This window comes from Streptomyces sp. NPDC047515, from assembly GCF_040643055.1.
Taxonomy (GTDB): domain Bacteria; phylum Actinomycetota; class Actinomycetes; order Streptomycetales; family Streptomycetaceae; genus Streptomyces.
This window is the reverse complement of sequence record NZ_JBEYTM010000060.1, coordinates 13129-34229: the sequence shown is the minus strand read 5'-3', so window position 1 is coordinate 34229 and position 21101 is coordinate 13129. Positions and strand designations below refer to the sequence as shown.

At 72.0% G+C, this 21101-nt stretch carries 15 protein-coding genes and 1 pseudogene; 12 read left to right on the top strand and 4 right to left on the bottom strand.

Features of this window, described 5'->3' with window-relative positions:
- The first annotated feature begins 10 nt into the window (after window positions 1-10).
- The 7 genes from ABZ826_RS32690 to ABZ826_RS32660 all read left to right on the top strand — a co-directional run bounded on the left by ABZ826_RS32690 (window position 11) and on the right by ABZ826_RS32660 (window position 10437).
- Window positions 11-1585, top strand: a complete 1575-nt coding sequence (locus ABZ826_RS32690) for a nitroreductase family protein (protein ID WP_361456519.1) — start codon at window positions 11-13, stop codon at window positions 1583-1585.
- 87 nt (window positions 1586-1672) lie between these two features.
- Window positions 1673-4390, top strand: a complete 2718-nt coding sequence (locus ABZ826_RS32685) for a lantibiotic dehydratase (RefSeq protein ID WP_361456516.1) — start codon at window positions 1673-1675, stop codon at window positions 4388-4390.
- Window positions 4387-5445: a lantibiotic dehydratase C-terminal domain-containing protein gene (locus ABZ826_RS32680; protein WP_361456513.1), complete on the top strand. Its 1059-nt coding sequence runs from the start codon at window positions 4387-4389 to the stop codon at window positions 5443-5445. Before ABZ826_RS32685 ends, ABZ826_RS32680 begins: the two co-directional genes overlap by 4 nt.
- Window positions 5442-6602, top strand: coding sequence for a M50 family metallopeptidase (locus ABZ826_RS32675; RefSeq protein ID WP_361456510.1), 1161 nt, complete (start codon window positions 5442-5444; stop codon window positions 6600-6602). The genes ABZ826_RS32680 and ABZ826_RS32675 overlap by 4 nt, the downstream gene beginning before the upstream one ends.
- Before the next feature lie 71 nt (window positions 6603-6673).
- On the top strand, window positions 6674-7645 hold the full coding sequence (locus ABZ826_RS32670) for an ABC transporter ATP-binding protein (protein ID WP_361456507.1): 972 nt from the start codon (window positions 6674-6676) through the stop codon (window positions 7643-7645).
- Window positions 7646-7711: 66 nt separating this feature from the next.
- Window positions 7712-8467, top strand: a complete 756-nt coding sequence (locus tag ABZ826_RS32665; protein WP_361456504.1) for an ABC transporter permease — start codon at window positions 7712-7714, stop codon at window positions 8465-8467.
- On the top strand, window positions 8464-10437 hold the full coding sequence (locus tag ABZ826_RS32660) for a TOMM precursor leader peptide-binding protein (RefSeq protein ID WP_361456501.1): 1974 nt from the start codon (window positions 8464-8466) through the stop codon (window positions 10435-10437). The genes ABZ826_RS32665 and ABZ826_RS32660 overlap by 4 nt, the downstream gene beginning before the upstream one ends.
- Window positions 10438-10625: 188 nt before the next feature.
- On the opposite strand, the gene ABZ826_RS32655 is transcribed toward ABZ826_RS32660, so the two are convergent.
- Entirely contained in the window at window positions 10626-10802 is a 177-nt protein-coding gene (locus tag ABZ826_RS32655; RefSeq protein ID WP_073790073.1) for a thiazolylpeptide-type bacteriocin, read from the bottom strand.
- A 215-nt stretch (window positions 10803-11017) separates the two neighbouring features.
- On the opposite strand from ABZ826_RS32655, the gene ABZ826_RS32650 reads away from it, so the two are divergent.
- Both ABZ826_RS32650 and ABZ826_RS32645 read left to right on the top strand, forming a co-directional pair.
- Complete coding sequence (locus tag ABZ826_RS32650; RefSeq protein ID WP_361456498.1) at window positions 11018-12331, top strand: amidohydrolase; 1314 nt, start codon at window positions 11018-11020, stop codon at window positions 12329-12331.
- On the top strand, window positions 12328-12603 hold the full coding sequence (locus tag ABZ826_RS32645; RefSeq protein ID WP_361456495.1) for a hypothetical protein: 276 nt from the start codon (window positions 12328-12330) through the stop codon (window positions 12601-12603). Before ABZ826_RS32650 ends, ABZ826_RS32645 begins: the two co-directional genes overlap by 4 nt.
- 92 nt (window positions 12604-12695) lie before the next feature.
- Here the strand turns inward: ABZ826_RS32645 and ABZ826_RS32640 are convergent, their stop codons facing one another.
- The gene (locus ABZ826_RS32640; RefSeq protein ID WP_361456543.1) at window positions 12696-13694 is read right to left on the bottom strand and encodes a LuxR C-terminal-related transcriptional regulator; all 999 of its coding nucleotides are present in this window, start codon (window positions 13692-13694) and stop codon (window positions 12696-12698) included.
- A 554-nt stretch (window positions 13695-14248) separates the two neighbouring features.
- Between ABZ826_RS32640 and mfd the strand changes: the two genes are divergently transcribed.
- The 3 genes from mfd (at window position 14249) to ABZ826_RS32625 (ending at window position 19639) form a co-directional block, all read left to right on the top strand.
- Window positions 14249-17779: a transcription-repair coupling factor gene (gene mfd, locus ABZ826_RS32635; RefSeq protein WP_361456492.1), complete on the top strand. Its 3531-nt coding sequence runs from the start codon at window positions 14249-14251 to the stop codon at window positions 17777-17779.
- 265 nt (window positions 17780-18044) lie between these two features.
- Complete coding sequence (locus ABZ826_RS32630; protein ID WP_361456489.1) at window positions 18045-18797, top strand: HNH endonuclease family protein; 753 nt, start codon at window positions 18045-18047, stop codon at window positions 18795-18797.
- Between the two features lie 95 nt (window positions 18798-18892).
- Entirely contained in the window at window positions 18893-19639 is a 747-nt protein-coding gene (locus ABZ826_RS32625) for an N-acetyltransferase (RefSeq protein ID WP_361456486.1), read from the top strand.
- A 95-nt stretch (window positions 19640-19734) separates the two neighbouring features.
- Here ABZ826_RS32625 and ABZ826_RS32620 read toward each other — a convergent pair whose 3' ends face one another.
- Window positions 19735-20478 (bottom strand): hypothetical protein, encoded by a 744-nt coding sequence (locus tag ABZ826_RS32620; RefSeq protein WP_361456483.1) that lies wholly within the window; start codon window positions 20476-20478, stop codon window positions 19735-19737.
- Window positions 20479-20642: 164 nt separating this feature from the next.
- Window positions 20643-20951: pseudogene (locus tag ABZ826_RS32615) on the bottom strand (hypothetical protein); the annotation flags it as partial.
- Between the last annotated feature and the right edge of the window lie 150 nt (window positions 20952-21101).

The window sequence follows — 21101 nt, the reverse complement described above, 5'->3', positions numbered from 1 at the left end:
GGAGCCCGCCATGGGGTACGCCCATGAATACGCCGCCGCGATCCTTCAGCGCGGCCGGGTCCCGATGGACCCCGCCGATTTCGTGCCGAACTGGTCGGACGGCCCGCGCAAGGCCAAGTTCTACCCCGGCGTCGACAGTCTTCCGCTGCCCGACTGCGACTACCCGGCCGACGCCGCGCTCGATCGCGGGCTCGCCCAGGAGGCGTACGGGGACGGGGAGTTCGACCTCGCGCTGCTGTCCGGGATGCTCCGCGACTCCTACGGGCTGACCGGCCGCCGCCTGGGCATCCAGACCAACACCGACCTCGGTGCCCTGCCGCACTACCCGCTCGCCAACTGGTCGCGGGGCTCGGCGTCCGGCGGCGGGCTCTACCCCGTCAGCGTCTACTGGGTGTCCGGGCCGAGCGGTCCCGTACCGCCGGGGGTGCACTACTACTCCACCCGGCACCACGCGATGCAGCGGCTGCTGACCGGGGACGTCTCGGGCGAGGTGCGGGCGGCGCTCGGGGACGGGGCGCCGGGGCCGGACACGGATCAGTATCTGGTGCTCGGGATCAAGTACTGGCAGAACGCCTTCAAGTACAACAACTTCTCCTTCCACGCCGTGTCCATGGACCTCGGCGCGTGTGTGCAGACCTGGCGGATGTGGGCCGGCGCGCGGGGGCTGTCCGTACAGCCCGCGCTCTGGTTCGACGAGGAACGGCTCGGCCGGCTGCTCGGTGTCGACACGGCGGCGGAGGGCGTCTTCGCCGCCGTACCGCTCAACTGGGCCGGGGCCGCCGCCCGCACACCCTCCGCCGCCCCGGTCTCCGTACCCCACCGGGACCGGGAGCGTTCGCGCACCGTCCTCACCTTCGACGCGCTCCGGCGGATGCAGGCCGTCACCGCCGCCCGCGCCACCGACCGCCCCGACCCGTCGGCGCTCGCCCCCGCGGCGGCGCACCCCGCCGATCCGGCCCGCCCCGAGGTGGCGCTGCCGCCGGCCCCGCCGCTCGGCACGGACGTACGCACCGCTCTGCGCGCCCGCCGCAGCAGCTTCGGCCGCTTCGACGCCCAGCGCCCGATCGGCGCCGAGCAACTGGCTGCCTGTCTGGCGGCCGCCGTGGCCGGCTCGCGGATCGGCGGGGACACCGGAGGGCAGCGGCTGGCGAAGCTCTACGCGTTCGTCGGCCATGCCGAGGGGATCGCGCCGGGCGCGTACGAGTACGACCCCGACGCGCACGTCCTGCGGCTGGTGAAGGCGGGCAGGCCGGGGGAGTTCCTGCAGAAGAACTACTTCCTGTCGAACTACAACCTGGAGCAGGCCGGCGCGGTCCTGGTGCCCACCGTGCGCACCGAAGCCGTCCTCGACGCCGTCGGGGACCGCGGATACCGCCTGGTCAACGCCACCGTCGGGGCGATCGCGCAGACCGCCTACACCGCCGCGTCCGCCGTGGGCATCGGCTGCGGGGTGGCGCTCGGCTTCGACAACATCTCGTACATCGAGGAACTCTCCCTCGCCGGGACGGGAGAGGCGCCGTTGCTGATCATGATGATCGGCAACGAGCGGCCCGCCCCGGCCGACTTCCGGTACGAGATCGCCTGAGCGCCTGTCCGATCGAAGGCCGCCCGACAGGCTCTGAGCGCGACCACCTTGGACGACCACCGGAACGAGAAGGGGAGACCACCCGCCATGACGCCGGACCACCCATCCACCGCCACCGTCACCCGCCCCCGCTTCATGCTGCGGGTCGCCGGGCTGCCGGTCGAGAGCGTACGGGCGCTGCGCTGCCCGCGAAGCCGCCGCTGGGCCGACGAGGTCCTGCACGCCACCGAGCGGTCGCGCGCCGACGGCGAGCGGCTCGGCGACCTGCTCCACGGTCTCATCGGCGGCAGCGAGGACGAGGCGCTGCGCCGCACGCTGCTGCGACTGCGCCGCGACGTCTTCAACAACCGGCTGCCGGAGCCCGGGGCCGCCGACCACGCGCTGGCGCTGGTGCGGGGACTCGACGCGAGGACCGGCACCGCGCTGGCGGCCTGGCTGACCGACCGGCGCCGGCTGGACGAGCAGCGGGCGGCGGGCCGCGCCCTGCTCGCCGACGAGACCGGGCGTGCCCGTGAGGCACTGCGCCGGCTGGCGGGGGAGGAACGGCTGCGCAAGGGGCTGCCGCTGGCCTCCCCGGCGCTGGACGCACAGCTCGACGCGTACACGAGGAGCGCAGCCGGGGCGACGCCGGACAAGAAGCGGCGCAAGATCGAGCGCTCGCTGCTCTCGTATCTCTACCGGACGGCCTGCAAGACCAGCCCGTTCTCCACGTTCACCGGGGTCGCCCTCGGGACCTTCGGCGAGCCCGCCGGGGACCGGGGGCTCGCGGTCCGGGTCGACGAGGAATGGGCCGGGCTGCTGCGGCTCAATGTCGTCGCCGTCGGCAGGCTCGCCCAGGCCGTGATCGCGGACCCGGTCCGCCGCGCCGATCTGCCGGTCGCCCCGGCCTCCGGCTGGGGCCGCGACGACGACCGGGTCCGCTATGTGCGGCGCTGGACCACCCAGGGCGACGAGGACACCGCCGTCACCTTCGACGCGGTCAAGGACCGGCTGTTCTTCCTCCGCCGCAGCGGCGCCCTGGAGCGCCTCCTCGGCCTGTTCGAGGAGCGCGGCACCCTGCGTTACGGGGAACTGGCCGAGTGGCTGGCCGAGGACCAGGACGCCGGAGAGGCCGAGTGCGCCCACTACCTCCAGGCGCTCCTCGACCTCGGCATGGTGCAGGTCCCCTGCCTGCGGACCGAGGTCCACGACACCGATCCGCTGCGCGCCTTCCAGGCCTCGCTGCGCGGACTGGACCGCCCCTGGGCCGACCGGCTCGCCGCCCGGCTCGACGCCCCCGCGTCCCGCGTCGAACGGTTCGGGGACGCGGGCCCGGCCGAACGACGCGCCCTGATGGCCGAGTTGCGCACCGAACTGAGCGACATCCAGGTGGCGGAGCTCGGTGTGGACCGGGCGAGAATCCCGCAGACCCTGCTGTACGAGGACGTGGCGGCTGGCCGGCGCACCGAACTCTCCGCAGCCGCCTGGGAGGGGCTGGCGGCCGGACCGCTCGGCGCGGTGGAGCGCGTGCTGCCCGCCTTCGACCTGACCCTGCCGCAGCGCGTCACGTTCAAGGGGTTCTTCCTCGCCCGGTACGGGCAGGGCGGACGCTGCGACGACCTGCTGAAGCTGGTCCACGACTTCCACGAGGACTTCTTCGACCAGTACATGTCGTTCACCGCGAAGCGCACCGCGTTCGACGCGGACGGGAACTACGTACCCGAGGAGAACTGGCTGTCCCTGCCGCAGCTCAAGGCACTCGACACGGCCCGGCAGGCCTTCGTGGAGCGGATGCGCGCCCTGTGGTCGGCCTGGGAGAAGACCCGCGACGGCAGCGGCGACATCCATGTCGACGCGGATGTCCTCGACGAGGTGGCCGGTGAACTGGCGTCCTTGGAGACGGAGTTCAGTCCGCTCGCGCACCATGTGCAGATCGTCGACCGGCCCGCCGACCCGCTGGTCGTCCTCAACCGTTCCTACGGGGGTGTCTCCTTCCCGTTCAGCAGGTTCACGCACCTCTTCGACGGCCTCGACGAACAACTGCTCGCCGCCACCGACGGTCTCGTGCCCGAGGGCGCCGTCCTCGCCGAGGTCACCGGCGGCCCCGTCACCAGCAATCTCAATCTGCACGGCAGGCTCACCGAGTACGAGATCGTCTGCCCCGGCGAGCGCGGCACCCTGCCCGCCGCCCACCGCATCCACCTGGACGATCTGTACCTCGTCCACGACCGGGCCGCGGACCGGCTCGTCCTGCGCTCCACCCGGCTGGGCAAGGAGGTGGTGCCCGTCTACCTCGGCTACCTCGTCCCGCTCGCGCTGCCCGAACTGCCCCGCACCCTGCTGCTCCTCTCACCCACCTCCATGTCCCCGCTCAATGTGTGGGGCGGCGTCCCCGAGGGAACCCCGGACGGCGGAGTCACCCGCAGGCCGAGGGTCCGGCACGGCAGTGTGGTGCTCAGCCGGCGCAGCTGGAGCGCGCCCGCGGCCGTGCTGCCGCTGCGCGGGCCGGGGGCCGGGGAGGACGCCTGGTTCCTGGGCTGGCACGCGTTCCGCCGCGCGCATGGCCTGCCGGACCGGGTCTTCGCCACCGTCGCCGACAGCGGCGCGCGCGGGGCGACCGGCGGCAAGCCGAGCTACGTCGACTTCGACAGCCCGCTCTCCCTGTCCGCGTTCGAGGCACTGATCAGGAACGACGGGGCCCGGGTCGTGTTCCGGGAGATGCTGCCCGACGAGGACGGGCTGCACACCTTCTCCGGCCGGGGCCGCCATGTCGCCGAGCTCGCGGTGGAGACCGTCACCCCCGCCCGAAGGAGGGACCACTCATGAGTCCAGCCCCGCCCACCCCGGCCGCCACGGAGACCCGCCGGGCCGGAGCCTGGCAGGCCACCCACATCTTCTACGCCGCCAACCCCCGGCCGATGCTCACCCATTGCATCCGCCCGCTGGTGGCGGAACTGGAGGCGGACGGTCTGCTCGCCGGCTACTTCTTCATCAACTACTGGCTGGAGGGTCCTCACGTGAGGCTGCGGATCCGGCCCGCGACCCCGGACGCCGAGGCCGAGGTGCGACGCCGTACCGAGGCGGCCGTCGACGCGTTCCTGGCGGAACGGCCCGCGCTGTACGAGGTGGACTCCGGGTTCCTCAACGACTTCTACAACACCCTGTTCGACATCGAGTTCCCCGGCGCCGAACGCGGCCACTACATGGACGACCAGGGCCGGATGAACCTGCGCCCCAACAACTCGCGCAGCGAGCAGCGTTACGAACCCGAGTACGGCAAATACGGCGGCCCGGCCGGGATCGAGCTCGCCGAATGGCATTTCAGGCACTCCAGCGACCTGGTCATCGACGCTTTCCGGACGAAGAACCTCCATCTGCGGACCGTGCTGCTCGGCACCTCCGCCCAGCTGATGATGGTGATGTCCGCGGCCTTCCTGCCGGACCGCCAGGAACTCGCCGACTACCTCGACAGCTATTACGAGTTCTGGCACCGCGCCTTCCCCGGCACGGGGTTCATCGGCAGCGACGAGTACGACCGCAACTACGCCTCGATGGCGGCCGGGCTGGCCGCCCGCTTCGCCGCGATCCGGACCGCCGCGGCGGGCGAGGAGGGCGCGGCGCGGCTGCCCGGATTCCTCGCGGGCTGGGCCGAGCACTGCGTCGAACTGCGCGACAGGGCCGTCGCGCTGACCCTCGACGGCGATCTGACGTTCCGCTCCTGGGACGGCGAGCGCGACGAACTGGTCACCGATCCGGCGGCCTCCCTGCCGCTGCTGCTCTCCCCGTACATGCATATGACCAACAACCGGCTGCATGTGACGATCAGGGACGAGGCGTACCTCTCGCACGTGCTCGGCCGGGCCCTGCGGGAGCCGGGATGAGCGCCGCCGCCGACGCCCTCGCCGAGTACCGGCCCGCGCTGCGGCCCCGGGTCCTGCTCAGCGACGCGCTGCTGCACGGCGCCGCGACGGTGCACCTGATCAAGGACACCGACAGCGGCAGCTCCTTCCGGGTCGGCCCCAAGGAGCACTTCCTCATCGCCCGGATGGACGGCGAGCGGAGCCTGCGGGAGATCGGCGAGGAGTACGCCCGCGAGTACGGGCGCCGACTGGACGGCGCCCGCTGGCAGCAGATCCTGCGGATGCTCGGTACCCGCGGACTGCTGGCCGGGGCCGACGCCCGTACCCCCGCCGGACCGGCCGGATCCGCCGCACTCGCCGGATCCGCCGCACTCGCCACCCGGCCCGCCGGATCCGCCGAGCCCGCGCGCGGGGTGCTGCGCGGCAGCATCCGGCTCGTCGCCGACGCCGACGCGGCCACCGCCCGGCTGCACCGGGCGGTCGGCTTCCTGCTGGCTCCGGGGTGGCTGGTTCCCCTGCTTGTGCTCGTGGTGGCGATGGAAGGGATGGTCGCTCTGCGCGTGGGTGAACTCCTCGTGAACGCAAGGGAGTTGTTCATCAATCCCGTGCTGCTGACGGGCGCCGCCACGCTGCTCTGGTTCAGCACCGCCCTGCACGAACTCGCCCACGGGGTCGTCGCCCGGCACCACGGCGGCACGGTGGCCGAAATCGGTCTGCGCTGGCGGCTGCCCGTGGTCATCATGTACTGCACGGTCGGCAACTACCTCTATCTGGGCACCCGTTGGCAACGCATCCACACCGCGCTGGCGGGCGCGGTGATGAACCTGCTGTTCCTGCTCCCGTTCTGCGCCCTGTGGATGTTCGCCCCGCTCGACACGGCCACGCACGACGCGCTCGGCGCCCTGCTGCTCCTCGGCAGCGCGCAGGCACTCGCCATGCTGGTCCCGTTCCCGCCGCTCGACGGCTATCGGGTCGTGAGCCAGTTGTGCGGGGCCACCGGACTCGCCGCGTCGACCGGCACGTATCTGCGCCTGGTCGCCCGCCGCGACCCGGCGGCGGCCGGCTATCCATGCCGCGCCCGGACCGCCTATCTCGGCTACGGGCTGGGCTCGGTCCTCGTGCTCGCACTGATCCTCGCCGCCGTCGTGGCGGCCGCCCACCATCTGCTCACCGTGTGACCACCTACCGCATGCTGACCTGCCGCCCCGAAGGTCCGAGCCGCCCCCCAGCGGCGGACAAGGAGAAGTCCATGACCCCCACCGCCCCGTCCACCTCCCCGGGCAACCAGGCCGGCCCGGACGACGGCCCCCGCCCGGCGGCCGTCGTCCTCGACGACGTGCACAAGCGGTACGGCGGCACGCGGGCCGTCGACGGGGTGTCCCTCACCGTGCCGCGCGGCGAGTTCTTCGGACTGCTCGGCCCCAACGGGGCGGGCAAGACCACCCTCGTGGAGATCATGGAGGGGCAGCGCAGGGCCGACTCCGGGACCGTGACCGTCCTCGGCACCAGCCCCTGGCCGCGCGACACGGCCCTGCTGCCCAGGCTCGGCGTACAGACCCAGACCTCGGCGTTCTTCGTCCGTCTCACCGCCCGCGAACATCTGCGCACCATGGCCGCGCTCTACCGGGTGGACCGCGCGGCGGCCGAACGGGCGCTGGCCTCCGTCGGCCTCACCGAGCAGGGCGACACCCGCGTGGACGACCTCTCCGGCGGCCAGCGCCAGCGGCTCGCCATCGCCTCCGCGCTCGTCCACGAACCCGAACTGATCTTCCTGGACGAGCCGACCGCGGCCCTCGACCCGCAGGCGCGGCGCGACCTGTGGCAGGTGCTGCGCGAGCTCAAGGGCGCGGGCCGCACCATCATCTACACCACCCACCACCTCGACGAGGCCGAGGCGCTCTGCGACCGCGTCGCCATCATGGTCGACGGCCGCGTCGCTGCCCTCGACAGCCCCGCCCGCCTGATCGCCGCAGCCGCCCCCACCACCCGGCTGCTGGTTCCCGCAGGCCGCATGACCCCCGACCAGGCGCGGGCCATCGAAGGCGTCGACAGCGTCACCGAGGAGCCGGACGCACTCGTCCTGGAGACCCTCGAATCGGGCAGGGTCCTGGCCGCGATCGACGCCCTGGCCGGTCTCCAGGGCGTCCGGACACGCACCGCGAGCCTCGAAGACGTGTATCTGACGCTCACCGGGGCACGGACCGGAGCCCCCCGGCCGTAACGGGCCGGACCGCCGACCACCCCCAGGCCCCACCACCCTCGCACCCAGCGATACGGAGACACCCCGATGAGCGCATACGCGGCGCTGAGCCAGGCCGGATACCGGGCCTACACGCGCGACAAGACCACCCTGTTCTTCACCTTCGCCTTCCCGCTCATCTTCCTGGTGGTCTTCGGACTGATCTTCCACGGGCAGACGGTCGAGGAGAGCGGCAAGCCGTACATCAACTACATCGCCCCCGGCGTCCTGTCCTGGGGCGTCGGCAACGCGGCCGTGTTCGGGGTCGGGTTCGTCCTCATGCAGTGGCGGCGCGACGACATCCTGCGCCTCATCCGGATGACCCCGACGCCGGTGTCCGCCGTCCTCGCCTCCCGCTACGTCCTGGCACTGGGCATCGGCGCGGTGCAGGCCGTGCTCTTCGTCGCCGTCGCCCTGCTGCCCTCGTTCGGGCTCCGGCTGGACGGCCGCTGGCCGCTCGCCCTGCCGGTGCTGGTCATCGGCATCACCGCGTTCCTCGCGCTGGGCGTCATCGTCGGCAGTTACGCCAAGACCCCCGAAGCCGTCGCCGCCGTCGCCAACTGCCTGATGATCCCCATGGCGTTCCTGTCGGGTTCGTTCTTCCCGCTGGACGCCATGCCGTCCTGGATGCAGAACCTCTCCCGCGTACTGCCGCTGCGCTACCTCAACGACGGGATCTCCGGAGCCCTGACCGGCGACGGAACCGCCTCGGACATCGGTGTGTCCTGCGCGGTGCTCGCCGGCTTCGCCGTCGTCCTGAGCGCAATCGCGCTCAGGACCTTCCGCTGGAGCGACAAGTCATGACGACGCCCACCGCCACCGGCGCCGCACCCGCGCGCGCCGAGAGCCCGCTGGAAACGGCCCGCGCCGCGCTCCAGGACGAACTGACCACCCGGTACGCGCGGCTGCCCGCCCCGTCGGCGCTGCCGGCCCCCCTCGTCGTCCCGCTGGGCGCGGCCGACACCCTCGGCTTCGGCCGCCCCGACCCGTACGCGGACGCCCGCCCCGCCGCCGGTGTCCAGCTCACCTCACGCGCCGTGCTGATCGGGCCCTGGGGCGGCGAGCCGGGCACCACGGCCTGTGGACAGTGCCTGGCGATGCGCTGGCAGCGGCTGCGCAGCCGCTCGGAGCGCGAGGCACTGGAACTCGGCGGCGCACCGCACGGCGCCGTCCACTGGCCGGTCCTCACCGACTACGCGGTCGACGCCGTCTGGGCCGTCTACCGCGCCGTCCTGGGCGGCGGCCACGACACCCCCGACGCGACCCCCGCCGACCGCGCGCTGCCCCGGGTCACCCGGATCGACCTGGTGACCCTCGCCACCGCGACGTTCCCGCTCCTGCCCGAGCCCCTCTGCCCCTCCTGCGTCCAGGAGGTCCCGGACACCGCCGCCTCGGCGCGGATGGTCCTGCGGCCCGCCCCCAAACCGGACCCGGACGGCTACCGGCTGCGTTCCCTCGCCTCGTACCCCCTGCCGACCGCCGCGCTCGCCAACCCGGTGTGCGGCACCCTCGGCTCCGACATCTGGATCAACCCGACGTCCACCACCACGGCACCGGTCGCGGGCACCCATTTCGTACGCGGCTACGCCGGCCTCAACGACGTCACCTGGAGCGGCCAGGCCAACAGCTACGACACCAGCCGCACGCTCGCCCATCTGGAGGGCCTGGAACGGTACGCGGGCACCACACGCAGACGCGGCACCTCTCCCGTGGTCGGCTCCTACAACCGGCTGGCCGACCGGGCCCTCGACCCCGCCTCATGCGGTCTCTACGCCGCCGAGACCTATGCGAACGACCCCATGGTCTCCCCGTTCGACCCCGACCGGCCCATCCCCTGGGTGTGGGGGCACTCCCTGCGCGACGACCGCCCCGTCCTCGTGCCCGCCCGGCTCGCCCACTACAGCGCCGGGGTCGAGGCCGACAACTTCGTCTTCGAATGCTCCAACGGCTGCGCCACCGGCGGGAGTCTGGAGGAGGCGATCCTCTTCGGACTCCTTGAGATCATCGAGCGGGACGCATTCCTCCTGGCCTGGTACGGCCGGGCCCCCCTCACCGCGATCGACCTCGGGTCCTGCCGCTCCCCGGCCGTCCGCACGATGACCGACCGGGCCGCGCTGCACGGCTACGACGTCCATGCCTTCGACACCCGGATGGACCTGGCCGTCCCTGTCGTCACGGCTCTCGCGGTGCGCCGGGACGGCGGGTACGGGACGCTCTCGTTCGCCGCCGCCGCCGGATTTGACCCGGAGAGCACCATCGAGTCGGCCCTGTCCGAAGTCCTCACCTACATTCCGCACCTGCCCTACCAGGTCGCCGAGCGCCACAGCGAACTCGGCGCCATGGCGCAGGACTTCACCCGTGTGCGGCAGCTGAAGGACCACGCCCAGCTCTACGGGCTGCCCGCGATGGCCGAGCACGCGAAGGAGTACCTGGACCCCGTCGCCGTACGCCCGCCGGCCGACACCTTCGGCGACTGGGAGCCGCGGCGGCCCCGCACCGGAGACCTGCTGGACGATCTGAACCTGCTGCGCGACCGGATCGCCGCCGTCGGACACGACGTCATCGCGGTCGACCAGACCACGCCCGAGCAGCGCCGGATGGGCCTGCACACCGTCGCCACCCTCGTGCCCGGCTTCCTGCCGCTGGACTTCGGCTGGACACGCCAGCGCGCCCTGCTGATGCCCAGGCTGCGGACCGCGCTGCGGGTGGCGGGACGGAGAGCCGACGACCTCCCGGAGTCCGCGGTCAAGCGCGTTCCGCACCCCTTCCCGTGACCCGTGCCGAGACGACCGGCGCGGACGTGACGGGTGCGGACGTGGCCGGCGGGGGCGCGACGGGTGCGTGCGTGGCCGGCGTGTACGTGGCCGGTGTGTACCTGGCCGGTGCGGGCACGACGTCCGCAAGCCCCCTTCGCGAGTGCTCCGCGAAGAGGGCTTGTGGACGCGCGTGCTGTGCGACCGGGTCAGGCGCAGCAGGAGGTGGTGCTGGTGGTGCTGGAGCAGGTCGACGTCGAGGAGCAGGACGTCGAGCCGGCGAGCACGACCTCCGCGGCGTCCGAGTAGTCCGAGATCTCGAAGGTCTCCGACTCCAGCTCCAGGATCTCGTCGGCGAGGGTGGCGAGCTCGGTCTTCGGGGCCATGGTGTTCTCCCTTGGGTCGCGGGGACCGGCCGGCGGGTCCGGCGCTGTTCCCCTGAGCTGATGCCATTGCAGCGGGGGCCGCTGTCAGATCGGCCGCGCTTTCGCTGTCAGATCGCTGGCACCCCATGACAGCGGAACGCCGAATTCCTGAAGCCTGGGCGGCGCAGGCTCACGGACGAGGACCCAACCCGCCCAGCGGAACGAGGTGAGATGACATGAAGGAGAACCCCACCCCACCCGAACCCCCGCCCCCCAACCCGGCCCCGTCCTCGGCCGCACCGCCGCCCGCACCGCCGGTCGTGCCGCCTGTCGTGCCGCGGGAGGTGCTGCGCTCCGCGATCGAGCTCTACCTCGACGTCCATGCCCATCCGGAGCTCTCCGGGGCGGAGCAGGGCACGGCCGACCGGTTCGCCGCGCGGCTGGAGGCGAGCGGCTGCGCGGTCACCCGGAAGATCGGCGGCGGCCACGGACTCGTGGGCGTCCTGCGCAACGGGCCCGGACCGACCGTCATGCTCCGCACCGAACTGGACGCCCTTCCGGTCACCGAGCGCACCGGCCTCGCCTACGCCAGCACCGTGCCCGGAGTGATGCACGCCTGCGGACACGACCTCCATCTCGCCGCGGTCGCCGGAGCGGTGGCCGAACTCTGCCGGACGCGTTCCGCCTGGAGCGGCACCGTCCTGGTGGTGGGCCAGCCCGCCGAGGAGACCCTGACCGGGGCGCGCGAGATGCTCGCGGACGGGCTGTACGAACGGTTCGGCACCCCGGACGTGGTCCTCGCCCAGCACACCTCGCCGGCCCCCGCCGGCACCCTCGCCCACGCCGCGGACTTCCGGACCCCGCTGACGGCGGCCAGCGCGGCGGTGGACGTCACCCTGTACGGGCGCGGCGGCCACGCCGGCACCCCGCACCTCACCATCGACCCGGTCCTCGCGGCGGCGGCCGTCGTCCTGCGGCTCCAGTCCGTCGTCTCGCGGGAGACCGCACCGGCCGAGCAGGCGGTGCTGAGCGTCGGCATGCTGCGGGCCGGGGAGCGCGGCAACGTGATCCCGGAGACGGCCGAACTCGCCCTGTGTCTCCGGGCGTTGTCCGAGCCGGTGCTCGACCGGATGACAGCTGCGGCGCGCCGGATCATCGCCGCCGAATGTGCGGCCTCCGGCTGCCCGCAGGGGCCGGACTTCACCGTCACCGCGCGTTCGCCCGCGCTCCTGACGGACGCCGCCGCCACCGCGTCCGTACGCGGGGTGCACGAGGCGCTGTTCGGCCCGGGGAGGGTGGGGGACTGCGGCCCTCTCACGGCCACCGAGGACTTCTCGTGGTTCGGTGCCCCGGGGGTGGCGACGGTGTACTGGCTGCTCGGCGTGACCGGGGTACGGCAGTGGCGCGCCGCCCGGGACGGCGGACCGCGCGTACCGCCCAACCACGCGCCGGAGTTCGCCCCGGACGTCCGCACCGCTCTGCCGGCCGGGATCGCGGCGATGGCGTCGGCCGCCAGACACGTGCTGGCCCCGGAAGGAGGCGCGCCATGACCCGAGCCGACAGGGGGGCCGTCCGCGTCCCGGGCCATGTGGACCTGGTCGCCGTCCGCCGGGACGCCGCCGCCCCGACCGGTGAGACCACCGTCGTACGTCTGCTGAGCCTGCTCCCCGCCCACTGGAGCTGCACGCCGAGGTCCGTGGGCCCGGACCGGATCGCCCTGCGCATCGCCCTGGCCCCCGCCGTCGACCGGCAGACGGTTCGGCGCGCCCTCTCCGGTGCCCTCGCCGACCGGGCACTGGAGGGCTGGGCGGAGGAGCGGTGAGGACACGGCGGCGGCGCGGGCACGGTCGCGGGCGCCTCCCGTGGATCCGGACCCGCGCGCGAGGCCCGGGACCGGCCCGCGCCCCGCACCCTTCAGATCCAGCCGCGCTCCCGTGCCAGCAGCGCCGCCTGGGCGCGGCTCGCCGCGCCGAGCTTCTGCATCAGATCGGCGACATGCCGCCGGTAGGTCCGCACCGAGACGCCGAGCTCCCGGGCGCCCGCCTCGTCCTTGCCCACGGTGCACATCGAGACCAGCACCCGCCGTTCGGTCTCCGACAGACCGTTGCCCGGCGCACCGGTGTCCTCGCCGATCGCCTGCGAGAGATCGTCGGCCTGGTCCCAGATCTTCTCGAAGAGGGCGATGATGTTGGAGACCAGGCCGCTGCGATGGGCGAGCAGTGCGCCGCGCGAGGTGTCGCGGGGATCCAGCGGGACGAGCGCGGCCCTGCGGTCGTACACCAGCAGCCGTTCCGCGGTGTGCGCCGTCACCCGGATCGCCGCCCCGTGATCGGCCAGCTCCCGCAGATAGGCGGCGGTCGCCGGATCGTGCAGCGCGGCCCGTGCGACGACATTCCGGATCCGCACGCCGCGCCGCAGACATCGCAGGTCCAGCGGGCGCGAGCGGGCGATGTTCTCGGGCGACAGCCTGGTGTACGGCTCGACGGAGAGGATCTCGTCCCGGGCGAAGAAGGCGAGGTCGTCGATCCGGTTGCGGATCTGGGCGAGCCCCTCCAGCTGCTCGATGCCCGGTGGAGGGGGTCTTCGCGCCCCCTGCTCCGCGCGTAGACCGTCGATGACATGGCGGGACCGGGTGACGCGCTGCAGCTCCTGGTGGAGCGCGTGCAGACGTAAGTCGATCAGCCGGGCCAGCGCGACCTCCGGATCCGTCGGGAAGATACGCAGGTCGGGGCCCTCGGGATGGAGCAGCCCGAGTTCCTGGAGCCGGTCGACGCACGAGCGGGCGGTCTGCGGGTCGGTACGCAGCAGAAGGTGCAGATCGTCGGTGGCGGTGCCGGGATTGCGCAGGAAGTGCCGGTAGACCTCTTCCTCGGCCTCCGAGACCCCGAATATGGACATCTCGTTCTCGCCCACGTGTGCCCCCGCTGCCTGGTCCATGCGTGGCCGCGCACTTCCGGGGATCGCCCGTGAGTGCCGGTCGACGGCTGCCGTACTCACTGCCCGTGCAACTGTTCGTGGAATCTTCGGCCAAAGCGTAGACGCTGGGATCATTTCTGTGAGGAGCCCGGACACAACTGTGTGGGATGTGGAGATGAACGGTGCGTGGCCCGCGACGAGCGGTGCCGGACGCACGACGGACGGCACCGAGCGGAAGGGGACCGGCGCCTGCCCGGTGCCGGATTGCCACGCCTGACCGTTGTCCGATTCCCGTGCCTGCCCGGCGACGGATTCCTACGCCCCCTCGGTGCCGGATTCCCGTGCCTGCCCGGCGTCGGCGCCCCGTGTCGACACCCGCCGGAATCAGGCCGCGCACCCTCCGCCCCGGGACGACTGCGCACGCGGCTGTCACAGGGGAGTCGTAGGCTTGAAACACCCCCGGCCCGTGAGACGTGTCGGGTCCTTCGCGTTGCCCCCTGGCAGCAGCCGGCTGTCAGACCTCGCCCTCGTTACCCGGACGGAAGCCCTTCATGAGCCTGCACGGTCTGCTGGATGTCGTCGTACGTGACCCGGCACTCTCCGAAGCGGTGAAGGCCGCCGGCGACGGCCATCGGATGCATGTCGACCTCGTCGGTCCGTCCGCCGCCCGGCCGTTCGCCGTGGCCGCGCTGGCCCGGGAGACCGGACGCACGGTGCTCGCCGTCACCGCGACCGGCCGGGAGGCGGAGGACCTGGCGGCGGCCCTGCGCACCCTGCTGCCGCCGGACACGATCGCCGAGTTCCCGTCGTGGGAGACCCTGCCGCACGAGCGCCTCTCGCCCCGGTCCGACACCGTGGGCCGCCGCCTCGCCGTGCTGCGACGCCTGGTGCACCCGAGGGAGGACGACCCGGAGACCGGTCCGGTCAAGGTCGTCGTCGCACCGGTCCGTTCCGTGCTCCAGCCGCAGGTCAAGGGGCTCGGGGACCTGGAGCCGGTGGCGCTGCGGATCGGGCAGAGCGCCGACCTCGGCAAGACGGTCGACGCGCTCGCGGCGGCCGCGTACTCCCGGGTCGAACTGGTCGAGAAGCGCGGCGAATTCGCCGTGCGCGGCGGCATCCTGGACGTCTTCCCGCCGACCGAGGAGCACCCCCTTCGAGTGGAGTTCTGGGGCGACGACGTCGAGGAGATCCGCTACTTCAAGATCGCCGACCAGCGGTCGCTGGAGATCGCCGAGCACGGGCTGTGGGCACCGCCCTGCCGTGAGCTGCTGCTGACCGACGAGGTGCGCGAGCGGGCCGCCGCCCTCGCCGAGGAACACCCGGAACTGGGTGAACTGCTCGGCAAGATCGCCGAGGGGATCGCGGTGGAGGGCATGGAGTCCCTCGCCCCGGTCCTCGTCGACGACATGGAGCTGCTGCTCGACGTACTGCCGAAGGGCTCGATGGCGGTGGTCTGCGACCCGGAGCGGGTCCGCACCAGGGCGGCCGACCTCGTCGCCACCAGCCAGGAGTTCCTCCAGGCCTCCTGGGCCGCGACCGCGGGCGGAGGCCAGGCCCCGATCGACGTCGGCGCGGCCTCCCTGTGGGGCATCGCGGACATCCGCGACCGGGCCCGTGAACTGGAGATGATGTGGTGGTCGGTCTCCCCGTTCGCGGCGGACGACGAACTCGGCGAGGACACCCTCAAGCTCGCGATGCACGCCCCGGAGTCGTACCGCGGGGACACCGCCCGCGCGTTCGCCGACACCAAGGGCCGGCTCGCCGACGGCTGGCGCACGGTGTACGTCACCGAGGGCCAGGGGCTCGCCTCCCGCACCGTCGAGCTGCTCGGCGGCGAGGGCATCGCGGCCCGCCTGGACCCCGACCTGGCGGAGATCTCCCCCTCCCTGGTCCACGTCTCCTGCGGCGCCATCGACCAGGGCTTCGTCGACCCGGAGCTCAAGCTCGCCGTCCTGACCGAGACGGACCTCACGGGCCAGCGCACCGCCACCAAGGACCTGGGCCGGATGCCGGCCCGCCGGCGCAAGACGATCGACCCGCTGACGCTGGAGACCGGCGACTACATCGTCCACGAGCAGCACGGTGTGGGCCGCTACGTCGAGATGGTGCAGCGCACGGTGCAGGGCGCCACCCGCGAGTACCTCCTCGTCGAGTACGCCCCCGCCAAGCGGGGCCAGCCCGGCGACCGCCTCTACATTCCGACCGACCAGCTGGAGCAGGTCACGAAGTACGTCGGCGGCGAGGCGCCCACCCTGCACCGGCTCGGCGGCGCCGACTGGACGAAGACGAAGGCGCGCGCCAAGAAGGCGGTCAAGGAGATCGCCGCCGACCTGATCAAGCTGTACTCGGCCCGGATGGCGGCGCCCGGCCATGTCTTCGGCCCCGACACCCCCTGGCAGCGCGAGCTGGAGGACGCCTTCCCGTACGCGGAGACGCCCGACCAGCTCTCCACCATCGCCGAGGTCAAGGAGGACATGGAGAAGTCGGTCCCGATGGACCGGCTGATCTGCGGCGACGTCGGCTACGGCAAGACGGAGATCGCGGTACGGGCGGCCTTCAAGGCGGTCCAGGACGGCAAGCAGGTCGCCGTCCTCGTCCCCACGACCCTCCTGGTCCAGCAGCACTACGGCACGTTCACCGAGCGCTACTCCCAATTCCCGGTCAACGTACGGGCGCTCAGCCGCTTCCAGTCGGAGTCCGAGTCCAAGTCGACCCTGGAAGGGCTCCGCGAGGGCTCCGTCGACCTGGTCATCGGCACCCACCGCCTCTTCTCCTCCGAGACGAGGTTCAAGGACCTGGGCCTGGTCATCGTCGACGAGGAGCAGCGCTTCGGCGTCGAGCACAAGGAGCAGCTGAAGAAGCTCCGGGCCAATGTGGACGTCCTCACCATGTCCGCGACGCCGATCCCCCGTACGCTCGAAATGGCCGTGACGGGCATCCGCGAGATGTCGACGATCACCACGCCCCCCGAGGAGCGCCACCCGGTCCTCACCTTCGTCGGCCCGTACGAGGAGAAGCAGATCGGCGCGGCCATCCGCCGTGAACTGCTCCGCGAGGGCCAGGCGTTCTACATCCACAACCGCGTCGAGTCGATCGACCGGGCCGCCGCGCGGCTGCGCGAGATCGTCCCCGAGGCGAGGATCGCGACCGCCCACGGGCAGATGTCCGAACAGGCCCTGGAACAAGTGGTGGTGGACTTCTGGGAGAAGAAGTTCGACGTCCTGGTCTCCACCACGATCGTCGAGTCCGGCATCGACATCTCCAACGCCAACACCCTGATCGTGGAACGCGGCGACAACTTCGGCCTCTCCCAGCTCCACCAGCTGCGCGGCCGGGTGGGCCGTAGCCGCGAGCGCGGTTACGCGTACTTCCTCTACCCCCCGGAGAAGCCGCTCACCGAGACGGCGCACGAGCGCCTGGCCACGATCGCCCAGCACACCGAGATGGGCGCGGGCATGTACGTGGCGATGAAGGACCTCGAAATCCGCGGCGCCGGAAACCTCCTGGGCGGCGAACAGTCCGGCCACATCGCGGGCGTCGGCTTCGACCTGTACGTCCGCATGGTCGGCGAGGCGGTGGCCGACTACCGGGCCTCCCTCGAAGGCGGCGTGGAGGAGGAGCCGCCGCTGGAGGTCAAGATCGAGCTCCCGGTCGACGCGCACGTCCCGCACGACTACGCCCCGGGCGAGCGGCTGCGTCTCCAGGCGTACCGCGCCATCGCGTCGGCCAGTTCGGAGGACGACATCAAGGCGGTGCGCGAGGAGCTCACCGACCGCTACGGCAAGCTCCCCGAGCCGGTCGAGAACCTGCTCCTGGTCGCGGGCCTGCGCATGCTGGCCCGCGCCTGCGGTGTCGGCGAGATCGTGCTCCAGGGTTCGAACATCCGCTTCGCCCCGGTCGAGCTGCGCGAATCGCAGGAGCTGCGTCTGAAGCGCCTCTACCCGAAGACGGTCATCAAGCCCGCCGTCCACCAGATCCTGGTCCCCCGCCCCACCACCGGCAGGATCGGCGGCAAGCCGGTCGTGGGCCGCGAACTGCTGGCATGGACGGGGGAGTTCCTCACGACGATTCTGGGGTCGTGAGGAGGGCGGGCGCGGGCGCGGTCTTGAACACCGGCCATACGAGGGAGTTGGCTTCGCCAGGTTCGGGCGAGCCGTACCGCCGGCTGAGGAGAACACGAAGAATGTGATCGGAGGCTCTGAACCGAACCGTGTGATTCCGGCCGCACCTTGACCGACGCGCGCTCATGAACAGCCGTCAGAAGGCAAGACATCCGTACGATTCCCGTGTTCGGCTTTCTCCTTCTCAGAACGGCTTCGAGTGATACCTCCCCGCGCGTACCGAGTGATGCTGCCCGCCCTCAGTGTGGCGGCGGTGCTGACCCTGTCCGGCTGCGACCCCGAGTCGGCCTCCGGGACCGGGCAGGAGGGGGGCGGGTCCCGGGGCGGCGGGCAGGCCGCCACCGGATTCGGGGCCAGCCCGCTCGACAACGCCGACGGTACGAAGCCCGGTCTCGCGCCGCTCGGGTCAGAGGCGGACAGGGCGGCCGGCCGGAAGATCATCGAGAAGGTGGCGACGAAGGGCCGGGGTCCGAAGACCGGGTACGCGCGCGACAAGTTCGGTTACGCCTGGAAGGACTCGATCGACGGGATACCGCTGGCCAGGAACGGCTGCGACACCCGTAACGACCTCCTCGCCAGGGACGGCAAAGATGTGAAGTTCCGGTCCGGTTCGGACTGTGTGGTCGTGTCGATGACCCTCAAGGACCCGTACACCGGCTCGACCATCGAGTGGCGCAAGCAGCAGGCCACCAAGGTCCAGATCGACCACGTCATGCCGCTCTCGTACGACTGGCAGATGGGCGCCGCGCACTGGAACGACACCAAGCGGCAGCAGATCGCCAACGACCCGCTCAACCTCATTCCGGTGGACGGCCCGGCCAACAACGCCAAGCGCGACTCGGGTCCGGCGTCCTGGCTGCCGCCCTACAAGCCGGTCCGCTGCTCGTACGCGGTCCGGTTCGCGCAGGTTTCGCTGAAGTACGCGCTTCCGGTCACCGCCGCGGACAAGCAGGCGATGCTGGAGCAGTGCGGGGGATGACGGACGGGCGCCCCGCTCCGAATTGTCCGTGTCCAAGGCTGTGACGTGCGGAAAACGGTTTGGCGCCGGTGACGCCACTGTCTAGCGTGGGGCGTATGGACCTGACCGTCACCACCCTCGCCGCCCGTCCCGAGCTCGCCGGAGCGGCAGGGCGGATGCCGGACAGCTGGCCGGGATTCGTCCTGGAGGACTTGGTGGGCTGGGCGAACTACCCAAGGATCGCCGTCGATTTCCCGGAGTACGTGCTCGTCGCGACGGACGAGGACGGCGCCGTCGTCGCACGGGCGTACAGCGTGCCGTTCGCGCTGCATGTCCCGGGACGGGAGGAACTGCCCGAGGGCGGCTGGGACCAAGTGCTGCTGTGGGCGTTCTCGGACCTGCGGCACGGACGTACGCCGGACACCGTCAGCGCGATCGAGATCGCGGTCACCAACGGGCGCCAGGGCGAGGGGATCTCGGCACGGATGGTCGCCGCGATGCGGGAGAACGCCGGAAGGCTCGGGTTCGCCGACCTTGTCGCCCCGGTGCGGCCGAGCGCCAAACACCTGGACGTCTCGGCCCCGATGGAGGAGTACGCCCGCCGGACCCGGACGGAAGACGGACTTCCGTACGATCCGTGGCTGCGCGTCCATGTGCGGGCCGGTGGGGCGATCGAGGCGGTGGCGCCGGTGTCGATGACGGTGTCCGGCTCCCTCGCGCGGTGGCGGTCCTGGACCGGCCTGCCGTTCGACGAGGACGGCCCGGTGGAGGTGCCGGGCGCACTGGTGCCGGTGCAGTGTTCGGTGGCTCACGGGTACGCGGTGTACGTCGAGCCCAACGTATGGGTGCGGCACCGCGTGTAGACGCCCGTCGTGCCCCGGGCTCGGGCGCCGGGAGGCGGCCGCCCGTGAGGGCGCAGCCCCCCGGGCGTCCGGGCGTCCGGGCGTGCGGGTGGGCGTCAGCCGGCCGGCTTGTCCGGGTCGACGATGTCCTTGGCGGCCGGCTCCTTCACCACGACGGGCTTGTCGAAGTCGGAGAGCGTCATCGTCATCGGCTCCTTGCCGCCCTTGGACTCGACCTTGAGTACGTACGGGGCGCCTTCGGTGGCCACCAGTATCGTGTAGGTGCCCTCGCTGTCCTTCTCGGTGAGGCGCAGCGCGTGCTGACCGTCGACGGTGGTCCCGCCGTCCTTGCGGGCAGCGTTGTCGTTCGTCTCGAATTGCTTCAGCAGCGCGCCGAGGTCGCAGAATTCGAGCATGTCCTTGTTGTCGGCGTCCGAGGCCTTCGACTTCATCCAGTGGCCGGCGAGCAGGTCGACCGCCGCGTCGACGTCCGCGGCGGGCTCGCCCTTGGACTGCTCGCGCAGCATCGCCTCGTCGAACTTCGTGTAGAGCGTGTCGCCGGTCTTGCGGATCTCCATGGTGCCCGCCGGGCCGATGGACATCGTGCCGGTGCAGGCGCCGGAGGTGCTCATGGCGAAGTGGGCGGAGATCGGTCCATCGGTCGTCTTCATGTCGACGGCGATCTTCATGGACTTCGCCTTCTTCGTGGTCTTGAGCGCCTTGTTGGCGACCTCGGGGCCCGACATGTCCGCGAAGGGGCCGGTCGCCTTGGCGGGCGAGGCGTCGGTGCCGCAGGCGGCCAGGCCGAGGACGGTGAGGGCGCAGAGGGTGTTGACGGCGGTACGGGCGAGAAGGCGCATGGCGGAGGTCTCCGTGAGGTGAGCTTGGTGGGGAGAGGGGCGGGGCGGGGAACGCGCGGTGGGCAGGGTTCGCGGGCGTGTCAGCGGAGGGCTGGGCGGGGATCGGCGGAGAGGTGCGGAGCGGTGGCAGGCGCCGGCGTGGTGTCGGCGGCAGCCTTGGTCACGAGCACCGCGCCGACGCCCGAGAGCGTCAGTGCGACCAGGCCGAGCACGGCTCCGAAGGTGGTCGTCCCGCGATTGGTGGCCTCGCCACGGCTGGTGCGGCCCCGGCCGGTCAGGCCGAGGGCGAGAGCGAGGAGACCGAGCGCCGCCGCGAGCCAGAAGAGTGCCCAGACCAGGCCCACGACACTGCTGGTGATGCCGAGGACGAGCGCCGTGGTGCCCAGCCCGTTGCGCGCGGGACGCTCGCCCGGTGTGCGAGCGGGGGCGTACGCCTGCTGCTGCTGCTGCGGCGGTTCGGGGTACCCGGACATGGCTGGGCCCTTCGGTGAAGTTCGGCAAGGGGCGTGAACGGCCGCCGGAATCAGTGGAGATGCGGCGACAGGTCAATAACAGCAGAGCTTGTGAACCGAGTCAACACGATTCATGCGTGATGGTCTTTGTCGTGCTGTGAACCGATGCGA

What these genes read in the sequence shown, in the direction of transcription:
- ABZ826_RS32660 (WP_361456501.1), top strand. Translation starts at nt 8,464, where the DNA reads ATGACGACGCCCACCGCCACCGGCGCCGCACCCGCGCGCGCCGAGAGC.
- ABZ826_RS32625 (WP_361456486.1), top strand. Translation starts at nt 18,893, where the DNA reads ATGGACCTGACCGTCACCACCCTCGCCGCCCGTCCCGAGCTCGCCGGA.
- ABZ826_RS32675 (WP_361456510.1), top strand. Translation starts at nt 5,442, where the DNA reads ATGAGCGCCGCCGCCGACGCCCTCGCCGAGTACCGGCCCGCGCTGCGG.
- ABZ826_RS32645 (WP_361456495.1), top strand. Translation starts at nt 12,328, where the DNA reads ATGACCCGAGCCGACAGGGGGGCCGTCCGCGTCCCGGGCCATGTGGAC.
- ABZ826_RS32670 (WP_361456507.1), top strand. Translation starts at nt 6,674, where the DNA reads ATGACCCCCACCGCCCCGTCCACCTCCCCGGGCAACCAGGCCGGCCCG.
- ABZ826_RS32690 (WP_361456519.1), top strand. Translation starts at nt 11, where the DNA reads ATGGGGTACGCCCATGAATACGCCGCCGCGATCCTTCAGCGCGGCCGG.
- ABZ826_RS32620 (WP_361456483.1), bottom strand. Translation starts at nt 20,478, where the DNA reads ATGCGCCTTCTCGCCCGTACCGCCGTCAACACCCTCTGCGCCCTCACC.
- ABZ826_RS32630 (WP_361456489.1), top strand. Translation starts at nt 18,045, where the DNA reads ATGCTGCCCGCCCTCAGTGTGGCGGCGGTGCTGACCCTGTCCGGCTGC.
- ABZ826_RS32650 (WP_361456498.1), top strand. Translation starts at nt 11,018, where the DNA reads ATGAAGGAGAACCCCACCCCACCCGAACCCCCGCCCCCCAACCCGGCC.
- ABZ826_RS32685 (WP_361456516.1), top strand. Translation starts at nt 1,673, where the DNA reads ATGACGCCGGACCACCCATCCACCGCCACCGTCACCCGCCCCCGCTTC.
- mfd (WP_361456492.1), top strand. Translation starts at nt 14,249, where the DNA reads ATGAGCCTGCACGGTCTGCTGGATGTCGTCGTACGTGACCCGGCACTC.
- ABZ826_RS32655 (WP_073790073.1), bottom strand. Translation starts at nt 10,802, where the DNA reads ATGGCCCCGAAGACCGAGCTCGCCACCCTCGCCGACGAGATCCTGGAG.
- ABZ826_RS32680 (WP_361456513.1), top strand. Translation starts at nt 4,387, where the DNA reads ATGAGTCCAGCCCCGCCCACCCCGGCCGCCACGGAGACCCGCCGGGCC.
- ABZ826_RS32665 (WP_361456504.1), top strand. Translation starts at nt 7,712, where the DNA reads ATGAGCGCATACGCGGCGCTGAGCCAGGCCGGATACCGGGCCTACACG.